We start from the raw sequence: 21,633 nt of genomic DNA on the forward strand, positions 1-21,633 counted from the left end.
CCGGCGGCTACTTGAGTGCGGCGGTGGCCACGGTCGGGTAGCCGTTGTAGTTCATCTCCAGCCCGACGTACCTGTCGCTCCGCGCGACGGCCGCGTGGCCGTCGTTGAGGAGGGGGATGAGGGCCATGTCGTCCAGGGCCAGCTTCTCGGCCTCTTTGAAGAGGCGGGTCCGGGTGCCGGCCGCCGGGTCGCCTAGGGCCTCGGAGATGATGGCGTCGAACCGGGTGTTCTTCCAGCCCGAGTAGTTGAAGTAGGAGTTCCCGCCGGTGGCGACGACGTCACCTCCCAGCAGCGGCCACAGCATCGAGTAGGCGCCGGGGTAGTCGGGGCCCCAGGCGAAGACGGCGAGGCCGGAGGCGTCCTTCGACACGAGCGTGTCGCGGAACTCCTCGAAGTCCGCCAGCGGGGTCGCCTTCATCTCGACCTTCCACCCGAGCGTCGACTGGAGTTGCTGCCGGACCGTCTCGGCCAGGCTCGTGTACAGGGGCGACTCCCGGAAGTACAGGTTCACCTCGGTGTCCGGCCCGGCTCCGGCCCGCCCGGCGAGCTCCTTGGCCTTCGCCGGGTCCGGCCTGTCGCACGACGGGCACGGGCCGGGCTCTCCGAAACCGGGGATCACCGCGGGGACGATGCCGTGCGCGGGTTCGGGGACCCCGCCCAGCAGCTCGCTCAGCCTGGCGCGGTCGATGGCGTAGGAGACCGCCTGCCTCGCCTCCGCGGACTTCATCGGTCCCCGGGCGGTGAGCGGCACGAGCATCCGGGTGAACGGCCCGGCACGGGTGACCAGCTCTTTCCCGGCCGCCGCGGAGGGCTCGGTCGGCGAGACGGCGGACCAGTCGACCTCACCGGCGGTGTAGGCCGCGCGTCCCTTGGCCTGGTCGTCGCTGAAGACGACCTCGACGCCGTCGAACTTCGTCTTGCCGAACGCCCAGTCGTCGTTGCGCACGAGCGTCGCGCTCGTGTCCGGCCTGTGCGTCTCCAGCTTGAACGGGCCGTTCCCCACGGGACGGATGTTGTAGGTCTTGTTGTCGGGCTTCCCGGCCTCCTCGGGGGCGGGCATGAACGCGGGTTCGGCGAGCCGGGCGGCGAAGTCGCAGTTGGGGGAGGTCAGCGTGATGTCGAGCAGGCGGCCGGACACGGCCTGGACACCGGACAGCTCCGCCGCCTTGCCGTCCGCGACGTCGGAGAAGCCCTGGATGTCGGTCATCAGGTAGGACCCGCCGCCGGTCTGCTCCGCCGCGCTCCTGGCCCAGCCGCGGGCGAACGCCCGCGCGTCGACCGGCTCGCCGTTGCTGAACGTCGTGCCCTCCCTGATGGTGATCTTCCATCGCCGGCACGTCCCGTCCGGCGTGATCCGGGTGGCGAGGCGGTTGTGCACGGAGCCGTCCGCGCCGAGCCGGGTCAGGCCGGTGAACAGCTGCTCGACGAGGAACCGCTCGGTGCCGCCGCCGGCGTGCGCCGGATCGATCTCGTCGCCCGGGGTGGTGGGCGACGTGACCGCCATCCGGAACGTGCCGCCCGTCCGGCCGGCCGGGGTCGTCCTCGGGTCGGGGCCGCCGTCCCCCCGGTCGAGCTGGACGGCGATCACGGTGCCGACGAGTACCAGGGCGACCAGCGCGGCGCCGCCCGCGCTCGCCAGGACGCCGATGCCCGGCCTGCCCGGCCCGCCGCCGCCCCCACCGGGGCCGGTGTCCGCGGTGCGGAAGGGCGGCCCGGACGGCCCCGACGGCCAGGTCGGGGGAGTCTGCGCGCCACCCGGCGGGGCCGGTGCCGGCCACGGGACCTGCCCGCCCGGCGGTGGGGGACCGGGAACCGGCAGACCCGGCTGGGGTGTCGAGGGCGTGTGCGGTGGCCGGGGGTGCGGCGCGGGTTGCGGTGCCGCGGCCTGGGCGCGCAGCCGCGCCGTCTCGGTGGCCGCCGTCGCGGCGCCCTGCGTCAGGATCGCGGCGTCCTCGCCGTCCGCTGCGTCCTGCGGGGCGCCCGGCCGCGGCAGGCTCCCCGCGAGGTCCAGCAGGTGCGCCAGGACGTGCTGGGAAGCCGGGCGGAGCGCCGGGTCCTTGCTGAGGCAGTTCGCCACGATCCCGCGCAGCGGCTCCTCCAGGTCCCCGAGGTCCGGGGGCAGGTTGAGGATGCGGTGCATGACGGCGGGGATGGAGTCCTGCCCGAACGCGGGGCGCCCGCCGGCCGCGTAGACCATCGTGGCGCCCCACGCCCACACGTCGGCCGCCGGGCCGACCGGCGCGCCGGAGATCTGCTCGGGCGCCATGTAGGCGGGGGTGCCGACGGCCGTGCTCGACATCGTGCCCGTGGCGTCCAGCGCCCGCGCGATGCCGAAGTCGATCACCCGCGGGCCGTCCGGGGGCAGCAGCACGTTCGCGGGCTTGAAGTCGCGGTGCACGACGCCCGCCTGGTGGATGGCGGTGAGCGCCGTCATCGTGCCGATCGCCAGCCGGTCCAGGCCGGCGCCGCGGCGCGGGCCGTCGGCGGCCAGCACCTCCGACAGCGACGGCCCCTCGATGTACTCGCTGACGATGTAGGGGCGGTCGCCCGCCACGTCGGAGTCCAGGACGCGGGCCGTGCAGAACGCCGACACCCGCTTGGCCACCGCGACCTCGGCCGCGAACCGGGCCCTGGCCTTCGGGTCGCCGCTGAAGCGCGCGTGCAGCAGCTTCACGGCGACCCGGTGGCCGGGCTCGTCCTCCCCGAGGAAGACGGCGCCCTGACCGCCCTCCCCGAGGAGGCCGGTCAGGCGGTAGGCGCCGAGGCGGGACGGATCACCCGCCCGAAGAGGGGTGACCGCCGCCGTCACTTGCGGACGGTTCCGTAGGCGCCGGCCGTCGGGTCAGAGCGGTTCTGTCGCCACTCCCACCGCAGCGTCTCCTCGGACCCCTGCTGGGTGAAGGTGATGTACCCGGCCGCGCACTCGCTCGGGTTCATCCCCGCCATCGGGGTCTCCTGGTACTCGACCTTCTCGCTGGTCCGGTCACCGGACAGCAGCGTCAGCCTCGTGTAGCAGTTGTCCTGCGCGCCCGACGGGTAGGTGTACCGGGCGGTGCCACTCGTGTAGAGCAGCGCGAACCGGGCCTGGAAGTTCTGGCGGCCCGAGTCGGCGCTCGGCTGGTTCCCGTCGCCCTCGTACACGCCGAGGAGCCCGCTCCGGGAGGTGATTCCCGGGGTCGGCACGCGCGGGGTGTAGGTGGTCGGCGGCGGGAACGGGTCGGGATCGGGGTCCGTGCCGCTGTCGCTGTTCGCGATGACGACCACCGCCACGATCGCGATGATCGTGATCAGCGCCAGCACCCCGCAGCCGATGGCGATGATCGGCCCGGCGGAACTGGACTGCTTCGGCGCCCCGTACTGCGGCCCGGGCGGGACCGGCGGCCGCGGCGCCCCGGGGTGGGGCATCCCCATCTGCTGCCCCATCTGCTGCGGGGGCGGAGTCGTCGGACCCGGGTGCGGCCCGCCCTGGTACATCGGCATCGGCGGCGGCGTGATCGGCTGCGGGGGCGGCGTCGTCGGCCCCTGCGGCGGCGGGCCCTGGTGCATCGGCATCGGCGGCGGCGTGATCTGCTGCTGCGGCCGGGCCTGCGGAGCCGGCGGCACCGGAGGCGGCGGCGGAAGCTGCGAGGCGATCCGCGTGCCCTGGTTGAGGAGCTCCTCCCCGCCGGCCTGGCCGGCCGGCGCGGCGCCGACGTGCCCCAGCAGGTTCAGCAGGAGCTGCGGCGCCGGCGGGCGCAGGCCCGCGTCCTTGGACAGGCACTGCCCGATCAGGTCGCGCAGCGGGCCCGGTGGCAGCGCCGACAGGTCCGGCTCCTCGTTGAGGATGCGGTTGATGATGACCGGCAGCGTGTCCGCCTCGAAGGGCGACTGCCCGGTGGCGGCGAACACCATCGTCGCGGCCCAGGCGAAGATGTCCACGGCCGGGGTGAGCGGCGCCCCGGTGAGCTGCTCGGGCGCCAGGTAGCCGGGGGTGCCGACCACCATGCCGGTGGCGGTCACCGCGCTCTCCTGCGAGTTGACCGTCCGCGCGATGCCGAAGTCGACGACGCGGGGGCCGTCCGCGGCCAGCATGACGTTGTTGGGCTTGAAGTCGCGGTGCACGATCCCGGCCTCGTGGATGGCCGCGAGCGCGGTCACCGTGCCGATCGCGAGCCGCTCCAGCTCGGCGGGGCTGCGCGGCCCGTCGTGCGCCACCACGTCGTGCAGTGACGGCCCGTCGATGAACTCGCTGACGACGTACGGCTGGTCGCCGTGGACGTCGGCCTCGAGGACCCGGGCCGTGCAGAAGGGCTCGACCTTCTGCGCCGCACTCACCTCGCGGGTGAATCGGGCGCGCGCCGCCGGATCGTTCGCCATCTGCGCGTGCAGCAGCTTGACCGCGACGTACTCGCCTCCCGGCGCCTTGCCGAGGAAGACGGCGCCCTGACCCCCGGCGCCCAGCCGTCCGACGACTTCGTACTGTCCCAGTGCCCTAGGATCGCCCGGCTCCAGCGGAGCGGCATCCGGCATCTGACCCTCCAGTGACCCGCAGTGATGTCCCGCGATAGTGTGCGCCGGACCCCGTCGAGAGGCCATCCGCCGGCATCCGCCGGGCTGACCCCGCAGGGGGTCCGCCCCCATCCTCAGGCGGGCACGATATCGCGTTAGTTCAGACGTTTCACCGAAGCGTCTGGTTCGACGGCCGGGCAGCCGGATCGGGCCGTCTCGCCGCGCCGGGCCGGTCGGCGCGCGTTAGCGCCCGGGGACCGATATGATCCCCGCCGCCGCGGGAGTCTCCGGCGGGTGTTCCGGTGGCGCTCGCCGCCGTGACAGCCGCCGGTCATGTGACGGAAGACACATTCCGAGGAAGAGATCCGGGTGACAGCGGTCACTCGTGGGAACGGTCGCGCCTTGTGTGTCACAGGTCACCAACCGTGACAGAATTTCCCGCCCGGATCGGGCACAAGAACGGCCCCCCGAGCGTTAGATCCGCGCGACGGGGCGCATAAAGCACTGAGGGGGATGGAGATAGAAGATGGCGACCGACTACGACAGCCCAAGAAAGACCGACGACGACCTGAGCGAGGACAGCCTCCAGGAGCTCCAGGCCCGGCGCGCCGACAAGGCGGCCAGCATCATCGATGAGGACCTGGACGCCGGCGAGGTCGCCGAGCTGCCCGGCGCCGACCTGTCGAACGAGGAGCTCACCTTCCGGGTGGTTCCGCGGCAGGCCGACGAGTTCACCTGCACGCGCTGCTTCCTCGTGCACCACCGCAGCCAGCTGGCCACGGAGAAGAACGGCCAGCCGGTCTGCCGCGAGTGCGCCGCCTGACCGGGAGCGGCCGCAGGTGTCGGGCGAGATCGAGAAGCGTCAGGACGACGTGGAGCCGGCGCACGGCGACGGCTCCACGGAGCTCGGCGAGCTGATCGGACGGCTCACCGGCGACGAGGACATGGACCGCGAGACCCGCGGCCGCCTGCTGGGGCGACTGGCCAGGCTGCTCGGCCAGCACGCCCGCAAGGTGGGCGCCGCGGGTGTCGCACGCGGCCGGTGGCTCGGCGACCTGCTCGTCGAGGCCGTGCCGCACATCCCGATCCGCGATCTCGAGACGCTCCAGGCCCACCATCCCGGCCTGCTGGGCGAGGAGCTCGCCGACAAGCTCGTCAAAGTGGCCGGAAACGGCACCACCGCGGTCGGCGCGGCCGGTGGCGCGCTGGCCGCCGTCCAGTTCACCGCCCCGCCGCTGCTGCTGACGGCGCCCGCCCAGCTCGCCGCCGAGACCCTGGTGATCGCGGCCATCGAGGTCAAGATGATCGCGGAGCTGCACGAGGTCTACGGCGTCCGTGTCGAGGGCAGCGGCACCGCACGCGGAGCGGCGTTCGTGACGTCCTGGGCACGGCAGCGCGGTATCAACCCCCTGGAGACCACATCGCTGACCAGTGCCCTGGGGACGGCCTCCAAGGCGGCACTGCGCAAACGGATGCTGCGCACCTTCGGCCGCAGCCTCGGCACGATGGGCCCCTTCCTCACCGGCGCCGCCGCCGGCGCGGCCCTCAACCGGTCGGCGACCAGAGCCCTGGCCCTGAAGGTCCGCAACGACCTCCGGGAAACCGTCGGCGTCCCCCTCCCGCGCCCAGGTCACCAGCACCCACCGTTGTACTGATCGCAGGAGCGACCCGTTGTGCTCGCTGTGACGCCGAGGGCCCGGTGGGGCGACGCGGATCGCGTCGCCCCACCGGGCCCTTGCACGTTGTGTGCAGGAAACCGAGCCCCGCACGCGAGCGCGTCACCTGACCGGTGGGGCAAAGCCGAAGGCGAGCCCCACCGGGAAGATCGCGAAGCGATGCCGCGCTCGCACAGGCCAGGTCACGGAGCGAGCGCTAGCGAGTGCAGTGGGCCTGGCCTGCATGGACTCAGCTTTTCGGCCTGAGGTGGACCGGGAGTTCGCCGGTGCCCTTGACCCACTGGTTGGCCACGGCACGGGTGGCCAGGACCCGCGAGATCTCCATGCCGACGCCCATCACCACGGCCCAGCCGAGCGCCTCCATCAGGTCCACGTCGGGGGACTCGGGGTTGGTCGGCGGTTCCTTGCCGGTGGTCTTCTTCCAGGCCGCCGTGATCACTTTCCTCGCGACGAAGCCGCCTGCGAAGGCCGCGGCACCGGCCATCACCTTCCAGCCGATATCGCCTTTGTCCGCCATGATCGTCCTCCACTCGGTCGGTGTCTCCGACGCTATCGGAACCGCCCGCCACCGGCGGTCGAGCCGTTCGCCGCGTCGGCGCCGGTAATCGTCATGCGGCGGGGGCCGATGTCAATACCATTGGCCCATGACAGAGCAGCCGCGTACTCCGCACATCCCTTCCAAGCCCTCCCTGGACGGCCTGGAGGACAAGTGGGTACGCGCCTGGGACGACGACGGCGTCTATAGGTTCGACCGCACACGGCCGCGCGGTGAGGTCTACTCGATCGACACCCCGCCGCCCACCGTGAGCGGTTCCCTCCATGTCGGCCACGTCTTCTCCTACACCCACACCGACGCCGTCGCGCGGTTCCACCGCATGCGCGGTCGGGCGGTCTTCTACCCCATGGGATGGGACGATAACGGCCTGCCGACCGAGCGCCGCGTCCAGAACCACTTCGGTGTCCGGTGCGACCCGTCCCTTCCGTACGACCCCGACTTCGAGCCGCCGGCCAAGCCCGACCCGAAACGGCAGCTCCCGGTGTCGCGGCGCAACTTCATCGAGCTGTGCGAGCGGCTCACCGAGGTCGACGAGAAGGCTTTCGAGGAGATCTGGCGCCGCGTCGGCCTGTCGGTCGACTGGGGGCTGCTGTACACGACGATCGGGGACGTCTCCCGGATGGCGTCCCAGCGCGCGTTCCTGCGCAACCTGGCGCGCGGTGAGGCGTACGTCTCCGAAGCGCCGACGCTCTGGGACGTCACGTTCCGGACGGCCGTCGCCCAGGCCGAACTTGAGGACCGCGAGCAGCCCGGCGCCTTCTACCGGATCCGGTTCCACGGGGACGAGCGGCCGGTCTACATCGAGACGACGCGTCCCGAGCTGCTGCCCGCGTGTGTCGCGCTGGTCGCGCACCCCGATGACGAGCGCTACCGGGAGCTGTTCGGGACGACCGTCCGCACGCCGCTGTTCGGCGTGGACGTCCCGGTCGTCGCGCACCGGCTGGCCGAGCCCGACAAGGGCTCCGGCATCGCGATGATCTGCACGTTCGGCGACGTCACGGACGTTACGTGGTGGCGCGAGCTGGACCTGCCGACCCGCGCGATCGTGGGCTGGGACGGACGGCTGGCCGCCGACCCGCCGCAGGGCGTCCCCGCGGACCCCTACGGCGAGCTGGCCGGCAAGACGGTGTTCTCCGCCAAGGAACGCGTCGTGGAGATGCTGCGCGAGTCCGGCGACCTGGACGGCGAGCCCCGGAAGATCAGCCGCCCGGTGAAGTTCTACGAGCGGGGCAGCAAGCCCCTGGAGATCGTCACGACCCGGCAGTGGTACATCCGCAACGGCGGGCGTGACGCGGGGCTGCGCGCCGAGATGATCGCGCGCGGCCGGGAGCTGGAGTGGCATCCCGGCTACATGCGGGCCCGCTACGAGAACTGGGTCGAGGGCCTGAACGGCGACTGGCTGATCTCCCGGCAGCGGTTCTTCGGCGTGCCGATCCCCGTCTGGTACCCCCTGGACGAGGCCGGCGAGCCCCGCTATGACGAGCCGATCACGCCGCCGGAGGACGCGCTGCCCGTCGACCCGTCGTCCGACGTCCCGCCGGGATACACCGAGGACCAGCGGGGCAGGCCGGGCGGCTTCGCCGGCGATCCCGACGTGATGGACACGTGGGCGACGTCGTCGCTGACCCCGCAGATCGCGGGCGGCTGGGAGCGCGACGCAGACCTGTTCGGCCGGGTGTTCCCCTACGACCTGCGCCCCCAGGCGCACGACATCATCCGGACGTGGCTGTTCTCCACGGTCGTCCGCGCGCATCTGGAGCACGGCTCGCTGCCGTGGAAGGGCACGGCGCTGTCGGGGTGGATCCTCGACCCGGACCGCAAGAAGATGTCGAAGTCGAAGGGCAACGTCGTCACGCCGATCGACCTGCTGCGCGAGTACGGCTCCGACGCCGTCCGCTACTGGGCGGCCAACGGCCGCCCGGGGACCGACACCGCGTTCGACACCGGCCAGATCAAGGTCGGCCGGCGGCTCGCCATCAAGATCCTCAACGCCTCGAAGTTCGTGCTGGGCCTCGGCGAGGTCCGGCAGGAGGCGCCGGTGACGCAGCCGCTGGACAAGGCGATGCTTGCGGCGCTGTCCAACGTCGTCCGGGACGCGACAGAGGCGTTCGAGGGCTACGACTACACGCGGGCCCTGGAACGCACAGAGCGGTTCTTCTGGGAGTTCTGCGACGACTACCTGGAGCTCGTCAAGACCCGCGCCTACGGGGACGGGGCGGACGCGGAGTCGGCGCGGGCGGCGCTGCGCACGGCGCTGTCGGCCCTGCTGCGCCTGTTCGCGCCGATCCTGCCGTTCGTGACCGAGGAGGTCTGGTCGTGGTGGCGGCGCGGGTCGGTGCACACGGCGCCGTGGCCGTCCCCGGCCGAGCTGCCGCCCGGCGGGGACCCCGCCGTCCTCGCCGCGACCGGTGAGGCGCTGCGGCAGGTGCGCAAGGCCAAGTCGGCGGCGAAGGCGTCGATGCGGGCCGACGTCTCGCGCGCCGTCGTCCGCGGCGCCGAGGTGCTGCGGATCTCCCGCCCGGATCTGGCCGCGGCCGGCCGGATCGCCGACCTGACGCTGGAGGACGCCCCCGCCGACCTGACCGTCGACGTCGTCCTCGCCCCCTGACCAGCACCCCCGGCCGCCGCGCCCGCGGCGGCCGGGGGCGGCGGTCACACCTTGCAGGGCAGGTGCTTGATCCCGTTGATGAAGCTGGAGAAGAGCCGGTCGGGCTCCGCGGTGGCACGGATCTCCGGGACGCGCGTGAACAGCTCCCGGAACATCACCGTGATCTCCCTGCGCGCCAGGTTGGCGCCCATGCAGAAGTGCGGGCCGGGGCCCCCGAACCCCACGTGCGGGTTGGGGGAGCGGGTGATGTCGAAGACGTCGGGCTCGGTGAACACCGTCTCGTCCCGGTTGGCGGAGTTGTAGAAGAGCAGGACCTTGTCGCCGGTCTTGTACCGGTGGCCGTTCATCTCGTACTCCCGGGTCACCGTCCTGCGGAACTGGATGACCGGCGTGGACATCCGGACGATCTCCTCCACGGCCCCGGGCATGTGCCTGTCGAAGTCCTCCAGCAGCAGGGCGCGCTGCTCCGGGTTGTCGGTGAGCAGCTTGAGGCCGTGCGACATGGCGTTCCGTGTCGTCTCGTTCCCGGCCACCACGAGCAGGATGAAGAACGAGCCGATCTCCTGGTCGGTCAGCCGCTCGCCGTCGACGTCGGCGGAGACCAGCGCGGAGACCAGGTCGTCGCCGGGCCGCCGGCGCCGCTTGCGGGCCAGCTTCATCGCCAGGTGGTTCAGCTCGTACCCGGCGACCATCACCTTGAGGAGCCCGTAGAGGGCGCCGAGGCGGGTGATGCCGTCGCGGGTGTAGTCCCTGCCGCCGCTGTACTCGGGGTCGCCGAGGCCGAGGATGATGTTCGTCCGGTCGTACACCATCGGGCGGACGCTTTCGGGGATGCCCATCATGTCGCAGATGACCTGGAGGGGGAGCCGGGCGGCGACGTCGGTGACGAAGTCCGCCGATCCCTTGCCGATCAGGTCGTCCACGATCCGGGTCGCGGTCGCCTGGAGGTCGGTCTCCATCTTCGCCAGGATGCGCGGGGTGAACGCCCGCGACACGATCCGCCGGATCTTGGCGTGCCGGGGATCGTCCATGTTGATCATCGAGCCGAAGTAGCGGGCGAGGTAGCCCGGCAGGTCGGCGATGCTGTTGGAGCAGGGCTCGCTGCTGAAGACCTCCGGGGTGCGGCTGGCCTCGACCACGTCGGCGTGCCTGGCCAGCGCGTAGAAGCCGGGACCGGTCTTGACGAACGGCAGCTTCAGCTCCGGGAAGAACGCCGGGTGGTCCAGTTGCCGCAGCCGCGTGAACGCCGCCATGCGCTGTTCGGGGGGGAGCGCCCAGAACTTCAGGTTCGACAGGTTGCCGTCGACCGTGTCCCGCGCCGTGGTCGTCATGCCGGGCACCCACCTTCGCAGCCGTACTCAGAATCTCGTTCGGTTTCTATCGAATCGGGGTCCAATGAGGACGTCAAGCAAACCGGGCGATCTCCCTGGAGCGGGTGTCAGAGCAGCAGGAGGGCGAAGGCGGCCGGAATCGCCAGTGCGGCGGTGGTCCTGACGGCCGGCATGCGGACCGCCAGGACGGTGCCCCGGTGCGCGTCCCGGGCCAGATAGGCGAGGACGGCGCTCAGGGCGCGTCCCGCGCCGAAGGCGGTACCGGTGCCTAGGGTGGCGGCCGGGCCCTGGTGGCTGAGCAGGAGCGCCAGCGCCAGGACGTACGGGCTGCCGGCGGAGACATAGGTCCGCACGCCCGTGCCGAGTTCGAAGCCGAACCGCAGCGAGCCGCGGCGCAGCCTGGTCTGCAGGACCTCAGGCGGGATCTGCCGGGCGTTCTGCGGAAGCGGGACGCGGATCATGCCGAGCTCGCGGGCCGCGCCGAGGACGGCCACGCCCACGATCGCGACCGTCCGCGCGGACGGCGGCAGCGGCGCGGCGAGGCCGGACAGCAACCAGATCACCGCCGCGCTGAGGGTGCCCCCGGCCAGCAGCCCGAGGGTGAAGACGGCCAGGACCTCGCCCTGCCGTACGGGAGCCCGCCAACCTGGCGAGAACAGCACGGACTCGCTGTTGCGCGTTCAAACGCTGCCGGACAGCGAGAACCCCGCGAGCGCCCCGATCGACGCCCAGCACAGGACGGACGCGTCGAGCGCGGCCGCGGCGACGGCCAGCAGCGCCAGGGCCGCGGCGGGCGGCAGCGGGTCGGCCAGGCCCCGCCGCACGCGCCCGGCCGTCAGTTCTTGCACGTCACCGCTTTGCGGCAGATGGTCTTGTACCAGTTGCCCTTCTTGGACTTCTTCCAGCCGTCATGGCAGCGCCAGGTGACGCCCTTCTTGCACTTGCCGCAGCTCTTCGCGTACGCCCAGAGCCACCCGTCGTAGCCGCCGCTGTAGCACTGGCTGGGACGCAGCTTGTACCAGCCCGGATGCGAGACGCCCGACTTGTGGAAGCCCTTGTACTTGCCGCTCGTCCGGCAGCACCAGCTGCACGCGTAGCTCGGCCCGCAGCCGGGGGAGCAGTTGTGGCCGGCCGCGTACGACGGGCACCGCGGATAGATGTCGTAGTAGCCGACCAGCTGGAAACCGGACGCCACCGCCTCCCGCGCGGGCGGGAAGACGCCGAGGGCCTTCAGCCCGGCGGTGGCGCCGGCGGCGAACAGGCCGGTGAGGATGCTGCGCCGCGCCGGGCGGAGCGTCGGCCCGTCCGGCGGGACGGGGCGGCGGCGGGCGCGCCGCGCTCCGGGGGGGCGCGGGCCGCGCAGCGGCGGGATGTCCGCCAGCTCGATCACCGGCCCGGTGGCGGGACCGGCGGGCGGCTCGGTCATCGGCTCGGTCATCGGGTCGCCTCCAGGGTCAGCTCGCGGAGGGCCTCGGGGGAGCCCACGGGTTCGGCGGCCCGCACCCGCCCGTCGTCGCCGACGAGCACGGCGAACGGAGTGGCGGGTACGCCGTATTCGGCGAACAGGCCGTCCTGCTCTCCGGAGAGCACGCTCGCGCCGGGCGGGACGCCGTCGGCGGGCGGGCCCGCGAAGACCGCGTGCAGCGGGCCGCCCGGCACCGGGCCGTCCGGGGAGGCGGCGGCGGCCAGCACCTCGGTGCACACGCCGCAGTCGCGGTCCAGGAAGAGCACCAGGCCCGGCCCGAGCCGGTCGAACGCGGGCGCGGCCGTGCCGGGCGCCGGCCCGAGCCCGGTCCGGTGCCGGGCCGGGGCTCCCCGGCTCAGCGCGTGCACCTGCCGGACCAGCCCGGCGACCACCAGTGCGAGCAGCAGGATCGCCACCCACGACAGCAGCAGCGCGCTGTTCTGGAAGCTCATCCGGCGGGCCTCCTCTCCTCGGTCGTGCTCTCCACGGTCATGGCGCGCGGGAGCGTCCACAGCAGCACCGCGAACGCCAGTCCCGCCGTGCCGGTGACGGTCAGCTCGAAGGGCGCGGGGCCCGCGGGCAGGCCGTGCAGGGCGCCCGCCAGGGCCAGGGCGGCGAGGGCGGCGGCCCGTCCCGCGACCCAGCCGGTCATGGGGGTGTCGCCGCCCGCGCAGCCGCACGGGACGCCGCGCCGGGTCCGAGCCACGTACGTCCCGTAGCCCGCGTACAGGCCGAACAGGACGGCCGCCGCGGCGGACGCCGCGCGCATGGGCCCGTCCGTCCAGCGCAGCAGCGCCACCGCGCCGCCCGCTCCGGCGAGGGCCTCCGCGCCGATCACGGCGGCCGCCACCGGCCCGGTGACGGCGCGGGGGAGCGTGCCGTGCGCCCGCAGCGCCGCCGCGAGCCGGCCGGGCCTGCGCACCTGCCCGGCCGCCGACAGCAGCAGCACGAGCGGGACCGCGACCGCCGCGATCCCCGCGAGCGCCCCGGTCACCGGATCGCCTGGACCGACAGGCCGGCCAGGCGCCGCGGGACCTCCCGCACCCGGTCCTCCTCGGGCAGGACGGTCACCAGCAGCGACCTCAGCGCGAGCAGGAAGTAGGGGCCCTGGCCCTCGATCACGTCCTGGAACAGCTCCCCGCCCGCGACCGGCGCGCCGCGCCACGAGGGGAGCCGCCGGCGTGTCCGCTGGTTCAGCGCGGTGATCTCCAGGAGCCCGAGGCCCGGGACCTCCTTGACCATCTCGGCGGGCTCGGGACGCCGGGCCCGGCCGCGCGGGACGGCGGTGATCCCGTCGGGGTGCTCGGTCAGCCGCAGCGTGCCGAAGAACGCCACCGCGTCCGCGGGACGCGCGTGGTACAGGTGCGTGAAGACCGCGTGGCGGCGGCCCTCCCACACGGCCGCGAGGACGGGGTCGCTGACCCCCGTCTCGGCGTCGCGGGCCGCCGTCCGGCCCACCCGGAGCCGTCCGCCCTGCATCCGGAACTCCTGCTCGAACCGGTCGAGCCCGATGTCCGCTGCCCAGGCCAGGGCGTCCGCGCGGGTGCCGCTGGAGATCTCGTGGAGCCGCCCGCCGTCGGCGATCCGCGCCACCGACGTGCAGGGCCGCCGGAGATCCTGGGCACCGGAGATCCGGACCCGCACGCCGTCGAGCGACCGGTGGGTGATGTTCATTCCGGGTGCGCTCATACCGTCCCCTCTCTGCGGGACGCACCTCCCACAGAAGTACCGCGGGTAACAGACGTGACGCTACGCGTGATCTCTCGCTTTGGCGGCAAACCTTCCGGAAGTGGTCACCGGCCGGGGCGGGATAGGGTCGACTGCCGGACCCGCGCGGCGCGGCGTTTCAGAGCCGGGCGGGTGCCGCGCCCTGGGTAGGGTCGTGGGGTTCTCCGGCAGGCGCGCGTACTGAGGTGAGTCATGGGCGAGGTCGATGTGCTGATCCGGCGGCTGGATCCCGGTCTGCCGCCGCCCCGGTACGCCCACGCGGGCGACGCGGGCGCCGATCTCGTCGCCGCTGTGGACGTCGAGCTGCCGCCGGGGGAGCGCGCCGTGGTCCCGACCGGGATGGCGATCGCGCTGCCCGACGGCTACGCCGCTTTCATTCACCCCCGGTCCGGTTTGGGCGCTAGGTTGGGGGTGACCATAGTGAACGCACCCGGTACGGTCGACGCCGGCTATCGGGGTGAGATCAAGGTGACCCTGCTGAACACCGACCCCCGCGCCACCGTGCGACTGCGGCGCGGAGACCGGATCGCGCAGATGGTCGTGCAGCGGGTGGAACGGGCGGTGTTCCACGAGGTCGCCGAGCTTCCGGGATCGGCGCGTGGAGCGAACGGCTTCGGTTCCACGGGCGGATTCGGCGCCCCGGGCGAATTCGGTCCAGGACCTGGTTCCGGGGACAATGAGCACAGTCGAGAAGGAGCGTGAGTCGTGGCTTTTGGACGTCGCCGGCAGGCCGAGGAGCCCGAGAAGGGGACCGAGGCGCAAGCGGAGCCGGCGGAGGCCGCCGAGGAGGCTCCCGCCAAGGCGGAGTCCCCTGAAGGCGGTCCGTGGGACTCCGAGGACTCCTTCCCCGAGATCCAGCGTCTCGATTTCGGATCGCTGCAGGTTCCCGTGGCGCCCGGGCTGGGCTTCCAGGTGAACATCGAGCCCACCCAGGTGGACGAGGCGGGCAACCCGACCGATGGGCGGCCCGTCGCGGTGCTCGTGCAGTACGAGGAGAGCGCCATGCAGCTCCAGGTGTTCGCGGCGCCGAAGCGCAGCGGCATCTGGGAGGACGTGCGCCGGGAGACCGCGAGGGACATCCAGGAGGAGGCGAAGGGCCAGACCCAGGAGGGCGAGGGCCCGTTCGGCCCCGAACTGCTGGCGATGGTGCCCGCGGCGCTGACCGAGGAGGTCCTCGCCGAGATGTCGCAGGAGGTCCGCGAGCAGATCCCGGCCGAGTTCGTCGAGCAGGGGTGGGCGCCGCAGATCATCCGCTTCCTCGGGGTGGACGGTCCCCGCTGGTTCCTCCAGGCCGTGGTGCAGGGCGCCGCGATCGAGGACGAGGAGCAGTGGCAGGTCCTGGAGGACGTGCTGCGCGGCGTGGTCGTCCACCGCGGCGACGCGCCGATGCCGCCGCGCGACCTGCTGGAGCTGCAGATCCCGAAGGAGTTCAGCGAGGCCGGGCAGGAGGGGGACGCCGAAGAGGGCGAGGAGCACTTCAACCCCTTCGAGCGCGGCCCCGAGATCACCGAGGTCCGCTGACCGGGCCGTCCCGCCCGCCGGACCCGCTCGCCGGGCCGCACGCTTTTCGGTCGTGCGGCCGGGCGGGTTCCTGCCGTGCGCCGGACGGCCGAACCCTTGCCTCGGACGCCCGGCGGGTGCTCAATCGGGACATGTCGAAGAAGACGCGCAAACGCCGGGCCCGCAAGCGCAGCAAGAGCAACAAGGGCAGACGGCCCAACGCCCGCCGCTAGGACCCGATCATCTCGAAGGTCATCGCGTGCTCGACGCCGGCGGCGCGTCCGCCCTCCTCGGCGATGCCGGTGAGGAAGGACGCCGCGTCGAACTCCGCGCCGGGGGCCGGGGCGGCGGACAGGTTCGCCAGGTACAGGCGGTGCGCGAGCAGCGAGTCGATGCCGGCCTCCAGGTGGCCGGTGACGTCCACGTAGTGCGTGGCCCGCGGCGACCCGCCGAACAACGCGAACCGGACGCCCTGCCACGGTTCGAGGTCGAGGTCGCGGAACACCCACCGGTTGGCGGCGTCCCTGATCGCGTCCGCGACGGCCAGGCCGAGCACCCGGTGGTCGGCCATGTTGAAGGCGCCGCCGGGGAACTCCTCCCGGAAGTTGATCGACAGCACCACCTCGGGCCGGTGCCACCGGATCGCGCCCGCGAGGGCGCGCCGCAGCGGGAGCCCGTACTCCAGCACGCCGTCGGCCAGATCGAGGAACTCGACGTTGTCGACGCCGACCCGGCGGGCCGCCTCGATCTGCTCCGCGCTGCGGACCTGGGCGGCCTCGCGCGGGTCCATCGAGTCGATCCCGGCCTCCCCGCGGGTGGCCAGCACCTCCGTCACCGTCTTGCCCTGGCTCGTCCATCTGGCGATCGCAGCCGAGGTTCCGTATTCCAGGTCGTCGGGGTGCGCGACGATCGCCAGCGCACGCTCCCAGTCCTCCGGTACCGCTTCCATGCCCCCATCCTGGCCGATGGGCCGCCGCGAGGGGCGGCGGTAGGGTTTTGCCTACCCCGATCGGCGTGCTGGACCCATCCTCCGCCGCCTTCGCCGTCCGTAGCTTCTCTTCCGTAGGCGCCCAGGAAGGGCGCTGGGCGGGAGGCAACATCATGTTCGGACACAAGGGGCCGGCCCCGGCGGGCGAGGCGCCGGGTGAGGCGCTCCGCCTGGACGGCGTGCGCAAGGTGTACGGCGTCGAGGACAACCGGGTGGTCGCGCTGGACGGTGTGTCGCTGTCGCTGCCGACCGGGTCGTTCACCGCGGTGATGGGCCCGTCCGGGTCCGGCAAGAGCACGCTGCTGCAGTGCGCGGCGGGACTCGACCGTCCCACCGAGGGCCGGGTCTTCGTGGACGGCGCCGAGCTGACGGGGGACGGCGAGGCCGCGCTGACGAAGTTCCGGCGCCGCCGGATCGGGTTCGTCTTCCAGCAGTTCAACCTGCTGCCGACGCTGAACGTCATGGAGAACACGGTGCTGCCGCTGAAGCTGGCGCGCCGCAGGGTGGACCGGGAGAAGGCACGCGCGGTCCTCGCCAGGCTCGGGCTGGGCGACCGGCTCCGCCACCTGCCCGCGGAACTGTCGGGCGGGCAGCAGCAGCGCGTCGCGATCGCGCGGGCGCTGGTCACCGAACCGCGGATCGTGTTCGCCGACGAGCCGACCGGCGCGCTCGACACCCGCAGCGCCCGCGACGTCCTGGGGCTGCTCCAGGAGTCGGTGCGGATGTTCGGGCAGACGGTCGTGATGGTCACCCACGACCCGGTCGCCGCGTCCTTCGCGGACGCGGTGCTGTACCTGGCCGACGGGCGGATCGTCGGTCACCAGGCCGCGCCGACCGCCGAGGCCGTCGCGGAGCGGATGACGCACCTGGCCGAAGAGGTCGAGCGTCAGCGGACGATGGCGGGGGCGTGACCGTGTTCGGACTGGCGATGCGTTCCCTGCGCCGGCGCACCGGCGCGTTCGCGGCGAGCTTCCTCGCGATGTTCCTCGGCTCGGCGATCATCATGGCGTTCGCCTCGATGCTGGACACCGCGGAGGCGGGCGGCGCGACCGGCCCGGCCCGCGAGACCCTGGAGGTCATGGCGTACGTGGTCGGCGGCTGGGGCCTGCTGCTGGTGGTCTTCGCGGTCACCTCCACCATGACCCTGTCGGTCCGGCAGCGGGCCGCGGAGATCGCGCTGCTGAAGAGCGTCGGCGCGACGCCCGCGCAACTCGCCCGGATGATCGTCGGCGAGGCGGCGGGCCTGGCCGCCGCCGCGGCGCTGCTCGGGATCGTCCCCGCGCTGCTGATCGGCCGGGGCCTGCTCTGGATGCTGCACGACACCGGCCAGGTCCCGGCGGACGTCTCCCACGCGTTCGGGCCCGTCGCGCTGGCGCTGGGCATCGGGATCATGTTCGTGTCGGCGACCGCCGCCGCGCTGATCACCGCGCGCCGCGCCACCCGGATCGGGGCGGCCGAGTCGCTGTCGGCCGCGGCCGCCGACACCGGGCGGACGAGCCGGCGGCGCGTCGTGTTCGCGGTGCTGTTCCTGCTGGTCGCGACCAACCAGGCGATCATCACGGTGACGGTGATGGACGGCAAGGGCACCGACGCGATGGCGACGGCCGGGCAGGCCGACATCCTCGCCGCGATCGGGCTGGCGCTGCTGGCACCCGCGATCATGCGGCGCGCGACGTCGCTGCTCGCCGGGCCGGTGCGGCGGCTGGGCGGCCCGACCGGCGACCTCGCGGCGGCCGTCATGCGCCGCCGGACGGGCGCCATGGCCGCCGCGGTCACCCCGGTCATCCTGTTCGTCGGGACGGCGGTCGGCACGCTCTTCCTGCAGGCCACGGAGAACGCGGCGACGGAGGCCGCCGGGCTGGGCAAGACCGCGGAGCAGCGGGACATCGAGACGCTGAACCTCGTCGTCATCGGGATGGTGCTGCTGTTCACCGCGATCATGCTGGTCAACACACTGATCGCGGGGACCGCGCACCGCCGCCGCGAGTTCGGCCAGACGCGCCTCGCGGGCGCCACGCCACGGCAGGTGCTCGGCATGGTGGCGCTGGAGTCGGCGGTCGTGACCGGCACCGGGGTGGTCTGCGGGACGGTCGCCTCGGTCTTCACGATCGTGCCGTTCGGCCTCGCCCGGCGGGACTCCCTCACCCCGGACGGCAGCGTGTGGACCTACCTCGGGGTGGTGGCGCTGGCCGCCGTCCTCACCGTGGCGACGGCCTACGGCGCGACCCGCCGCACGATCCGCGTCCCCGCGGTCGAGGCGGCGCTCGGCTGACGTCCGGTGGACCGTCCAGGATCTCGCCATCGAGATCCACGGTGACGCCGATCATGATCACTCGTCGGCCGAAAGGGCGGCAGGCGGAACGCCGAGCCCGCCGTCCGGGGCGGACGGCGGGCTCGGCGGCGCCGGTCAGTGGGCGCGGGCCCGGTGCGGGAGGAGGAAGGCGATGAGGAACGCGGCGGCGGTGAGACCGCCCGTGAGGACGGTGACCCGCGCCGCGGCGTCCAGCGCGGCCGGTGCCGCGAAGTGCCCGTCGACCGGGGCGCCGGCGACGCCGAAGAAGACCGTGCCGAGGATCGCGACGCCGAGGGACGCGCCGAGCTGCTGGATCGACTCCAGTGTGGCCGAACCGGACCCCATCTCGTGGTCGGCGATGCCCGCGACGATGATGTCGAACAGCGGGACGAAGATCATGCCCATGCCGGCGCCGAACAGCAGCAGCGGCGCCGCCAGGTGCCAGCCGCCGAGGCCTGTCCCGGCCGCCTCGAACACCGTGTAGAGCCCGACCAGGCCGGCGCCCATCATGGCCAGGCCGATGTGCAGGATGCGGCGGCCCAGGCTGTTCATGGTCATGCCGCTGAACGCCGATCCGGCGAACGCGCCGATCGCCCAGGAGGACATGGCCACGCTGGCGCTGAGCGGGGTGTAGCCGAGGCCGAGCTGGAGGAACAGTCCGACGGCGAGCGAGAAGCCGGTGATCGTTCCGAAGAAGACGATGACGAACAGGACGCCGGAGCTGTAGGAGCGGCTGGCGAACACGCTCAGCCGGACCAGCGGCGTCCGGCCGCGGCGGGCGCGGCGGACCTGGTGCAGGGCGAACAGGGCCAGGGCGGGCACCGAGCCGGCGAGCATCGCCAGCGACCAGGTGGGCCAGCCCAGCTCGCGGCCCTGGACGAGCGGGTAGACGAGCAGGCTCATGCCGAGCCCGCCGAGCAGCATCCCGGTGACGTCCAGGCCGCCGGAGCGCTGGGTGCCGGCCGGCGCGGGCAGCACCCGTGCGCCCACCGCCAGCGCGTACGCGCCGACCGGGACGTTGATCAGGAAGATCGCGCGCCAGCCGGTGCCGAACAGGTCGGCGTCGACCAGCAGCCCGGCCACCACCGGGCCGAGGATCGTGGCGAGGCCGATCACCGGGCCGAACAGCGCGAACGCCTTGCCCATGTCCCGGGCGCCGAACAGGTCGCGGATCAGCCCGAAGGACTGCGGGACCATCACCGCGGCGAACAGGCCCTGCGCCACCCGGGCGCCGATCAGGCTCTCCGGTGACCAGGCGAACGCGCAGGCCATGGAGGTCGCGACGAATCCGGCCGTGCCGGCGAGCAGGACCGGCCGGCGGCCGAACATGTCGCCGAGCCGCCCTCCGGTGAGCAGCGCCACGGCGAGCGCGAGCGTGTACGCGGCGGCCATCCACTGCAGTGCGGAGTAGGAGCCGCCGAGGTCCGCGCGGATCGCGGGCGCGGCCACGTTCACCACCGTGGAGTCGAGCAGGTTCAGCAGGGTGGCGGCCAGGATCGCGGACAGGCCGAGCCAGCGGCGCGGGTGCGGTGCGTCCCCGCCGTCCGGGCACGTCTGCTGCGGACGGGTCTCCCCGGTGGAGGCGGGGGTGTCGAGCGTGGCGGTCACGGCTCTTCCTTCCTGTTCAGAGCGGAATGCTCTGTTCCGATAATAGCAGAACGGAACGCTTCATTCCAGTTTGGGAGGAGGGGAGGTGAGGGGTCCGATTCGTACCGGGATGCCATACGCTTCGAGTCATGGACGAGGTTTCGCCGGGCGCCGGGCGGGGGCCGCGCGAGCGCGGCGGGGGCGGCCTGCGGCGGTTCCTGCGCCGGGTGACGTCGAGCAACGCCGAACTCGAGGCCGAGGAGCTGCAGAAGACCGCGGGCGGCGAGGGCGCGACGCCGATCACCGACTGCCGCGAGCGCCGACGGCACCGGGTGGCGGGTACGCTGCGTACGGTGACGCTCCGTCCGCGGGGCGGCGCACCCGCCCTGGAGGCGGAGCTCTACGACGGCACCGACGTGATCAGCCTCGTCTGGCTCGGCCGCCGCAGGATCGCGGGCATCGACCCGGGCCGCATGCTGCGCGCCGAGGGGCTGGTGAGCGTGCAGGACGGGCGCAAGGTCATCTTCAATCCGCGATACGAGCTGCGCGGCGGTCCGTAAGCCGCGGCGAGCGGCCGGGAGTGCGATGTGAGCGAACGGGAAGACGGCGGAGGGCGCGGCGTGGAGACGGAGACCACACCGCCGGACGGCCGCGGGAACGGGGCCCCGGGCGCCTCCCGCACGCCCGGCACGGAGCGGGAGACGCCGGCGCCCGGCGCCGAGCCCGCACCCGACACCGCGCACGACACCGTCGAGGCGGCCGTGCGCGCCCAGTTGAGCAAGGCGCTGGGCGGTGTCCGCGGCATGGTCGAGGCCGCCGTGCCCGTGATCGCCTTCACCGGGACCTACATCGCGGCGGAGGAGGTCCGGCTCGCCGTCATCGCCGGTGTCGCCGCCGCGGTGGTGCTGCTCGGCGTCCGCCTCGCGCAGCGGTCCAACCCCCAGTTCGTCCTGAACAGCCTCATCGGCATCGCGATCGCCGCGTTCTTCGCGCTGCGCTCCGGCCGGGCCGAGGACGCGTTCCTGCCCGGCATCATCCTGAACGCCGGCTACGGCGCCGCGATGATCTTCTCGATCGCGGTCCGCTGGCCGATCGTCGGCTTCATCATCGGCTCGGTCACCGGCGACCCGACCGCGTGGCGCCGCGACCCCGGGATCGTGAAGCTCTGCTCCCGGCTCACCTGGCTGCTGCTGCTGCCGTGTGTCGCCCGGGTGGCCGTCCAGTACCCGATCTACCTCGCCGACGGCGACCAGAGCGGCCTGCTCGGCGCCGCCAAGATCGCGATGGGCTGGCCGCTGCAGGTGGCGGCGCTGGCGGCCATGGTGTGGCTGCTCGCCCGCGGCCGCACCCCGATGGAACGCGGAAGACCCGCCTGACGGCACCGCCCCCGCCGCCCCCGGGCGTCAGTGGCCC

General features: G+C 73.2%; 21 protein-coding genes. 9 read left to right on the forward strand and 12 right to left on the reverse strand.

Features of this window, described 5'->3' with window-relative positions; genetic code table 11:
• Positions 1–7: 7 nt before the first annotated feature.
• Both E1289_RS17970 and E1289_RS17975 read right to left on the reverse strand, forming a co-directional pair.
• Entirely contained in the window at positions 8–2,809 is a 2,802-nt protein-coding gene (locus tag E1289_RS17970) for an ABC transporter substrate-binding protein (RefSeq protein WP_131981569.1), read from the reverse strand.
• The gene (locus E1289_RS17975; protein WP_131981571.1) at positions 2,806–4,509 is read right to left on the reverse strand and encodes a serine/threonine-protein kinase; all 1,704 of its coding nucleotides are present in this window, start codon (positions 4,507–4,509) and stop codon (positions 2,806–2,808) included. The genes E1289_RS17970 and E1289_RS17975 overlap by 4 nt, the downstream gene beginning before the upstream one ends.
• A gap of 505 nt (positions 4,510–5,014) precedes the next feature.
• Here E1289_RS17975 and E1289_RS17980 point away from each other — a divergent pair.
• Together E1289_RS17980 and E1289_RS17985 are read left to right on the forward strand one after the other, a co-directional pair.
• Positions 5,015–5,311 (forward strand): DUF4193 domain-containing protein, encoded by a 297-nt coding sequence (locus tag E1289_RS17980; RefSeq protein WP_117404125.1) that lies wholly within the window; start codon positions 5,015–5,017, stop codon positions 5,309–5,311.
• A 16-nt stretch (positions 5,312–5,327) separates the two neighbouring features.
• Complete coding sequence (locus tag E1289_RS17985; RefSeq protein WP_243712902.1) at positions 5,328–6,143, forward strand: hypothetical protein; 816 nt, start codon at positions 5,328–5,330, stop codon at positions 6,141–6,143.
• 250 nt (positions 6,144–6,393) lie between these two features.
• On the opposite strand, the gene E1289_RS17990 is transcribed toward E1289_RS17985, so the two are convergent.
• On the reverse strand, positions 6,394–6,681 hold the full coding sequence (locus tag E1289_RS17990; protein ID WP_131981573.1) for a DUF4235 domain-containing protein: 288 nt from the start codon (positions 6,679–6,681) through the stop codon (positions 6,394–6,396).
• A 127-nt stretch (positions 6,682–6,808) separates the two neighbouring features.
• Here E1289_RS17990 and valS point away from each other — a divergent pair, with 127 nt between their 5' ends.
• On the forward strand, positions 6,809–9,328 hold the full coding sequence (gene valS / locus E1289_RS17995; RefSeq protein WP_131981575.1) for a valine--tRNA ligase: 2,520 nt from the start codon (positions 6,809–6,811) through the stop codon (positions 9,326–9,328).
• A gap of 44 nt (positions 9,329–9,372) precedes the next feature.
• Here the strand turns inward: valS and E1289_RS18000 are convergent, their stop codons facing one another.
• From E1289_RS18000 to E1289_RS18025, 7 genes are all read right to left on the reverse strand, one after another.
• A complete protein-coding gene (locus E1289_RS18000; protein WP_131981577.1) occupies positions 9,373–10,659 on the reverse strand; it encodes a cytochrome P450 in 1,287 nt (428 codons plus the stop codon).
• A 107-nt stretch (positions 10,660–10,766) separates the two neighbouring features.
• A complete protein-coding gene (locus E1289_RS18005; protein ID WP_131981579.1) occupies positions 10,767–11,321 on the reverse strand; it encodes a hypothetical protein in 555 nt (184 codons plus the stop codon).
• 18 nt (positions 11,322–11,339) lie between these two features.
• The gene (locus E1289_RS38270; protein WP_165970527.1) at positions 11,340–11,507 is read right to left on the reverse strand and encodes a hypothetical protein; all 168 of its coding nucleotides are present in this window, start codon (positions 11,505–11,507) and stop codon (positions 11,340–11,342) included.
• Positions 11,495–12,097 (reverse strand): hypothetical protein, encoded by a 603-nt coding sequence (locus E1289_RS18010; RefSeq protein ID WP_131981581.1) that lies wholly within the window; start codon positions 12,095–12,097, stop codon positions 11,495–11,497. The genes E1289_RS38270 and E1289_RS18010 overlap by 13 nt, the downstream gene beginning before the upstream one ends.
• Positions 12,094–12,576 carry a hypothetical protein gene (locus E1289_RS18015; RefSeq protein WP_131981583.1) on the reverse strand — a complete coding sequence of 161 codons (483 nt, stop codon included), beginning with the start codon at positions 12,574–12,576 and terminating at the stop codon, positions 12,094–12,096. Before E1289_RS18015 ends, E1289_RS18010 begins: the two co-directional genes overlap by 4 nt.
• Positions 12,573–13,118, reverse strand: a complete 546-nt coding sequence (locus E1289_RS18020; RefSeq protein ID WP_131981585.1) for a MauE/DoxX family redox-associated membrane protein — start codon at positions 13,116–13,118, stop codon at positions 12,573–12,575. Before E1289_RS18020 ends, E1289_RS18015 begins: the two co-directional genes overlap by 4 nt.
• Complete coding sequence (locus tag E1289_RS18025) at positions 13,115–13,813, reverse strand: hypothetical protein (protein WP_131981587.1); 699 nt, start codon at positions 13,811–13,813, stop codon at positions 13,115–13,117. Before E1289_RS18025 ends, E1289_RS18020 begins: the two co-directional genes overlap by 4 nt.
• A 231-nt stretch (positions 13,814–14,044) precedes the next feature.
• Here E1289_RS18025 and dut point away from each other — a divergent pair, with 231 nt between their 5' ends.
• Together dut and E1289_RS18035 are read left to right on the forward strand one after the other, a co-directional pair.
• Complete coding sequence (dut, locus tag E1289_RS18030) at positions 14,045–14,554, forward strand: dUTP diphosphatase (RefSeq protein WP_131981589.1); 510 nt, start codon at positions 14,045–14,047, stop codon at positions 14,552–14,554.
• Positions 14,555–14,557: 3 nt separating this feature from the next.
• Positions 14,558–15,373 carry a DUF3710 domain-containing protein gene (locus tag E1289_RS18035; RefSeq protein WP_131981591.1) on the forward strand — a complete coding sequence of 272 codons (816 nt, stop codon included), beginning with the start codon at positions 14,558–14,560 and terminating at the stop codon, positions 15,371–15,373.
• A gap of 208 nt (positions 15,374–15,581) precedes the next feature.
• Here E1289_RS18035 and E1289_RS18040 read toward each other — a convergent pair whose 3' ends face one another.
• Positions 15,582–16,301, reverse strand: a complete 720-nt coding sequence (locus E1289_RS18040) for a PIG-L deacetylase family protein (RefSeq protein WP_131981593.1) — start codon at positions 16,299–16,301, stop codon at positions 15,582–15,584.
• Positions 16,302–16,453: 152 nt separating this feature from the next.
• On the opposite strand from E1289_RS18040, the gene E1289_RS18045 reads away from it, so the two are divergent.
• The gene (locus E1289_RS18045; protein ID WP_131981595.1) at positions 16,454–17,251 is read left to right on the forward strand and encodes an ABC transporter ATP-binding protein; all 798 of its coding nucleotides are present in this window, start codon (positions 16,454–16,456) and stop codon (positions 17,249–17,251) included.
• On the forward strand, positions 17,248–18,612 hold the full coding sequence (locus E1289_RS18050) for an ABC transporter permease (protein WP_243712903.1): 1,365 nt from the start codon (positions 17,248–17,250) through the stop codon (positions 18,610–18,612). Before E1289_RS18045 ends, E1289_RS18050 begins: the two co-directional genes overlap by 4 nt.
• A gap of 135 nt (positions 18,613–18,747) precedes the next feature.
• Here the strand turns inward: E1289_RS18050 and E1289_RS18055 are convergent, their stop codons facing one another.
• Positions 18,748–20,241, reverse strand: a complete 1,494-nt coding sequence (locus tag E1289_RS18055; RefSeq protein WP_131981597.1) for an MFS transporter — start codon at positions 20,239–20,241, stop codon at positions 18,748–18,750.
• Between the two features lie 128 nt (positions 20,242–20,369).
• On the opposite strand from E1289_RS18055, the gene E1289_RS18060 reads away from it, so the two are divergent.
• Together E1289_RS18060 and E1289_RS18065 are read left to right on the forward strand one after the other, a co-directional pair.
• The gene (locus E1289_RS18060; protein ID WP_131981599.1) at positions 20,370–20,780 is read left to right on the forward strand and encodes an OB-fold nucleic acid binding domain-containing protein; all 411 of its coding nucleotides are present in this window, start codon (positions 20,370–20,372) and stop codon (positions 20,778–20,780) included.
• 201 nt (positions 20,781–20,981) lie between these two features.
• Positions 20,982–21,596: a DUF3159 domain-containing protein gene (locus tag E1289_RS18065; protein WP_243712905.1), complete on the forward strand. Its 615-nt coding sequence runs from the start codon at positions 20,982–20,984 to the stop codon at positions 21,594–21,596.
• Positions 21,597–21,633: the final 37 nt, after the last annotated feature.

The sequence above is a fragment of the Actinomadura sp. 6K520 genome (genome assembly GCF_004349245.1).
GTDB lineage: Bacteria > Actinomycetota > Actinomycetes > Streptosporangiales > Streptosporangiaceae > Spirillospora.

Bases quoted from the DNA above. Each gene is read 5' to 3' on its own strand.
- E1289_RS17975 (WP_131981571.1), bottom strand. From the start codon at position 4,509: ATGCCGGATGCCGCTCCGCTGGAGCCGGGCGATCCTAGGGCACTGGGA.
- E1289_RS17980 (WP_117404125.1), top strand. From the start codon at position 5,015: ATGGCGACCGACTACGACAGCCCAAGAAAGACCGACGACGACCTGAGC.
- E1289_RS17990 (WP_131981573.1), bottom strand. From the start codon at position 6,681: ATGGCGGACAAAGGCGATATCGGCTGGAAGGTGATGGCCGGTGCCGCG.
- valS (WP_131981575.1), top strand. From the start codon at position 6,809: ATGACAGAGCAGCCGCGTACTCCGCACATCCCTTCCAAGCCCTCCCTG.
- E1289_RS18000 (WP_131981577.1), bottom strand. From the start codon at position 10,659: ATGACGACCACGGCGCGGGACACGGTCGACGGCAACCTGTCGAACCTG.
- E1289_RS18010 (WP_131981581.1), bottom strand. From the start codon at position 12,097: ATGACCGAGCCGATGACCGAGCCGCCCGCCGGTCCCGCCACCGGGCCG.
- E1289_RS18015 (WP_131981583.1), bottom strand. From the start codon at position 12,576: ATGAGCTTCCAGAACAGCGCGCTGCTGCTGTCGTGGGTGGCGATCCTG.
- E1289_RS18025 (WP_131981587.1), bottom strand. From the start codon at position 13,813: ATGAGCGCACCCGGAATGAACATCACCCACCGGTCGCTCGACGGCGTG.
- dut (WP_131981589.1), top strand. From the start codon at position 14,045: ATGGGCGAGGTCGATGTGCTGATCCGGCGGCTGGATCCCGGTCTGCCG.
- E1289_RS18040 (WP_131981593.1), bottom strand. From the start codon at position 16,301: ATGGAAGCGGTACCGGAGGACTGGGAGCGTGCGCTGGCGATCGTCGCG.
- E1289_RS18045 (WP_131981595.1), top strand. From the start codon at position 16,454: ATGTTCGGACACAAGGGGCCGGCCCCGGCGGGCGAGGCGCCGGGTGAG.
- E1289_RS18060 (WP_131981599.1), top strand. From the start codon at position 20,370: ATGGACGAGGTTTCGCCGGGCGCCGGGCGGGGGCCGCGCGAGCGCGGC.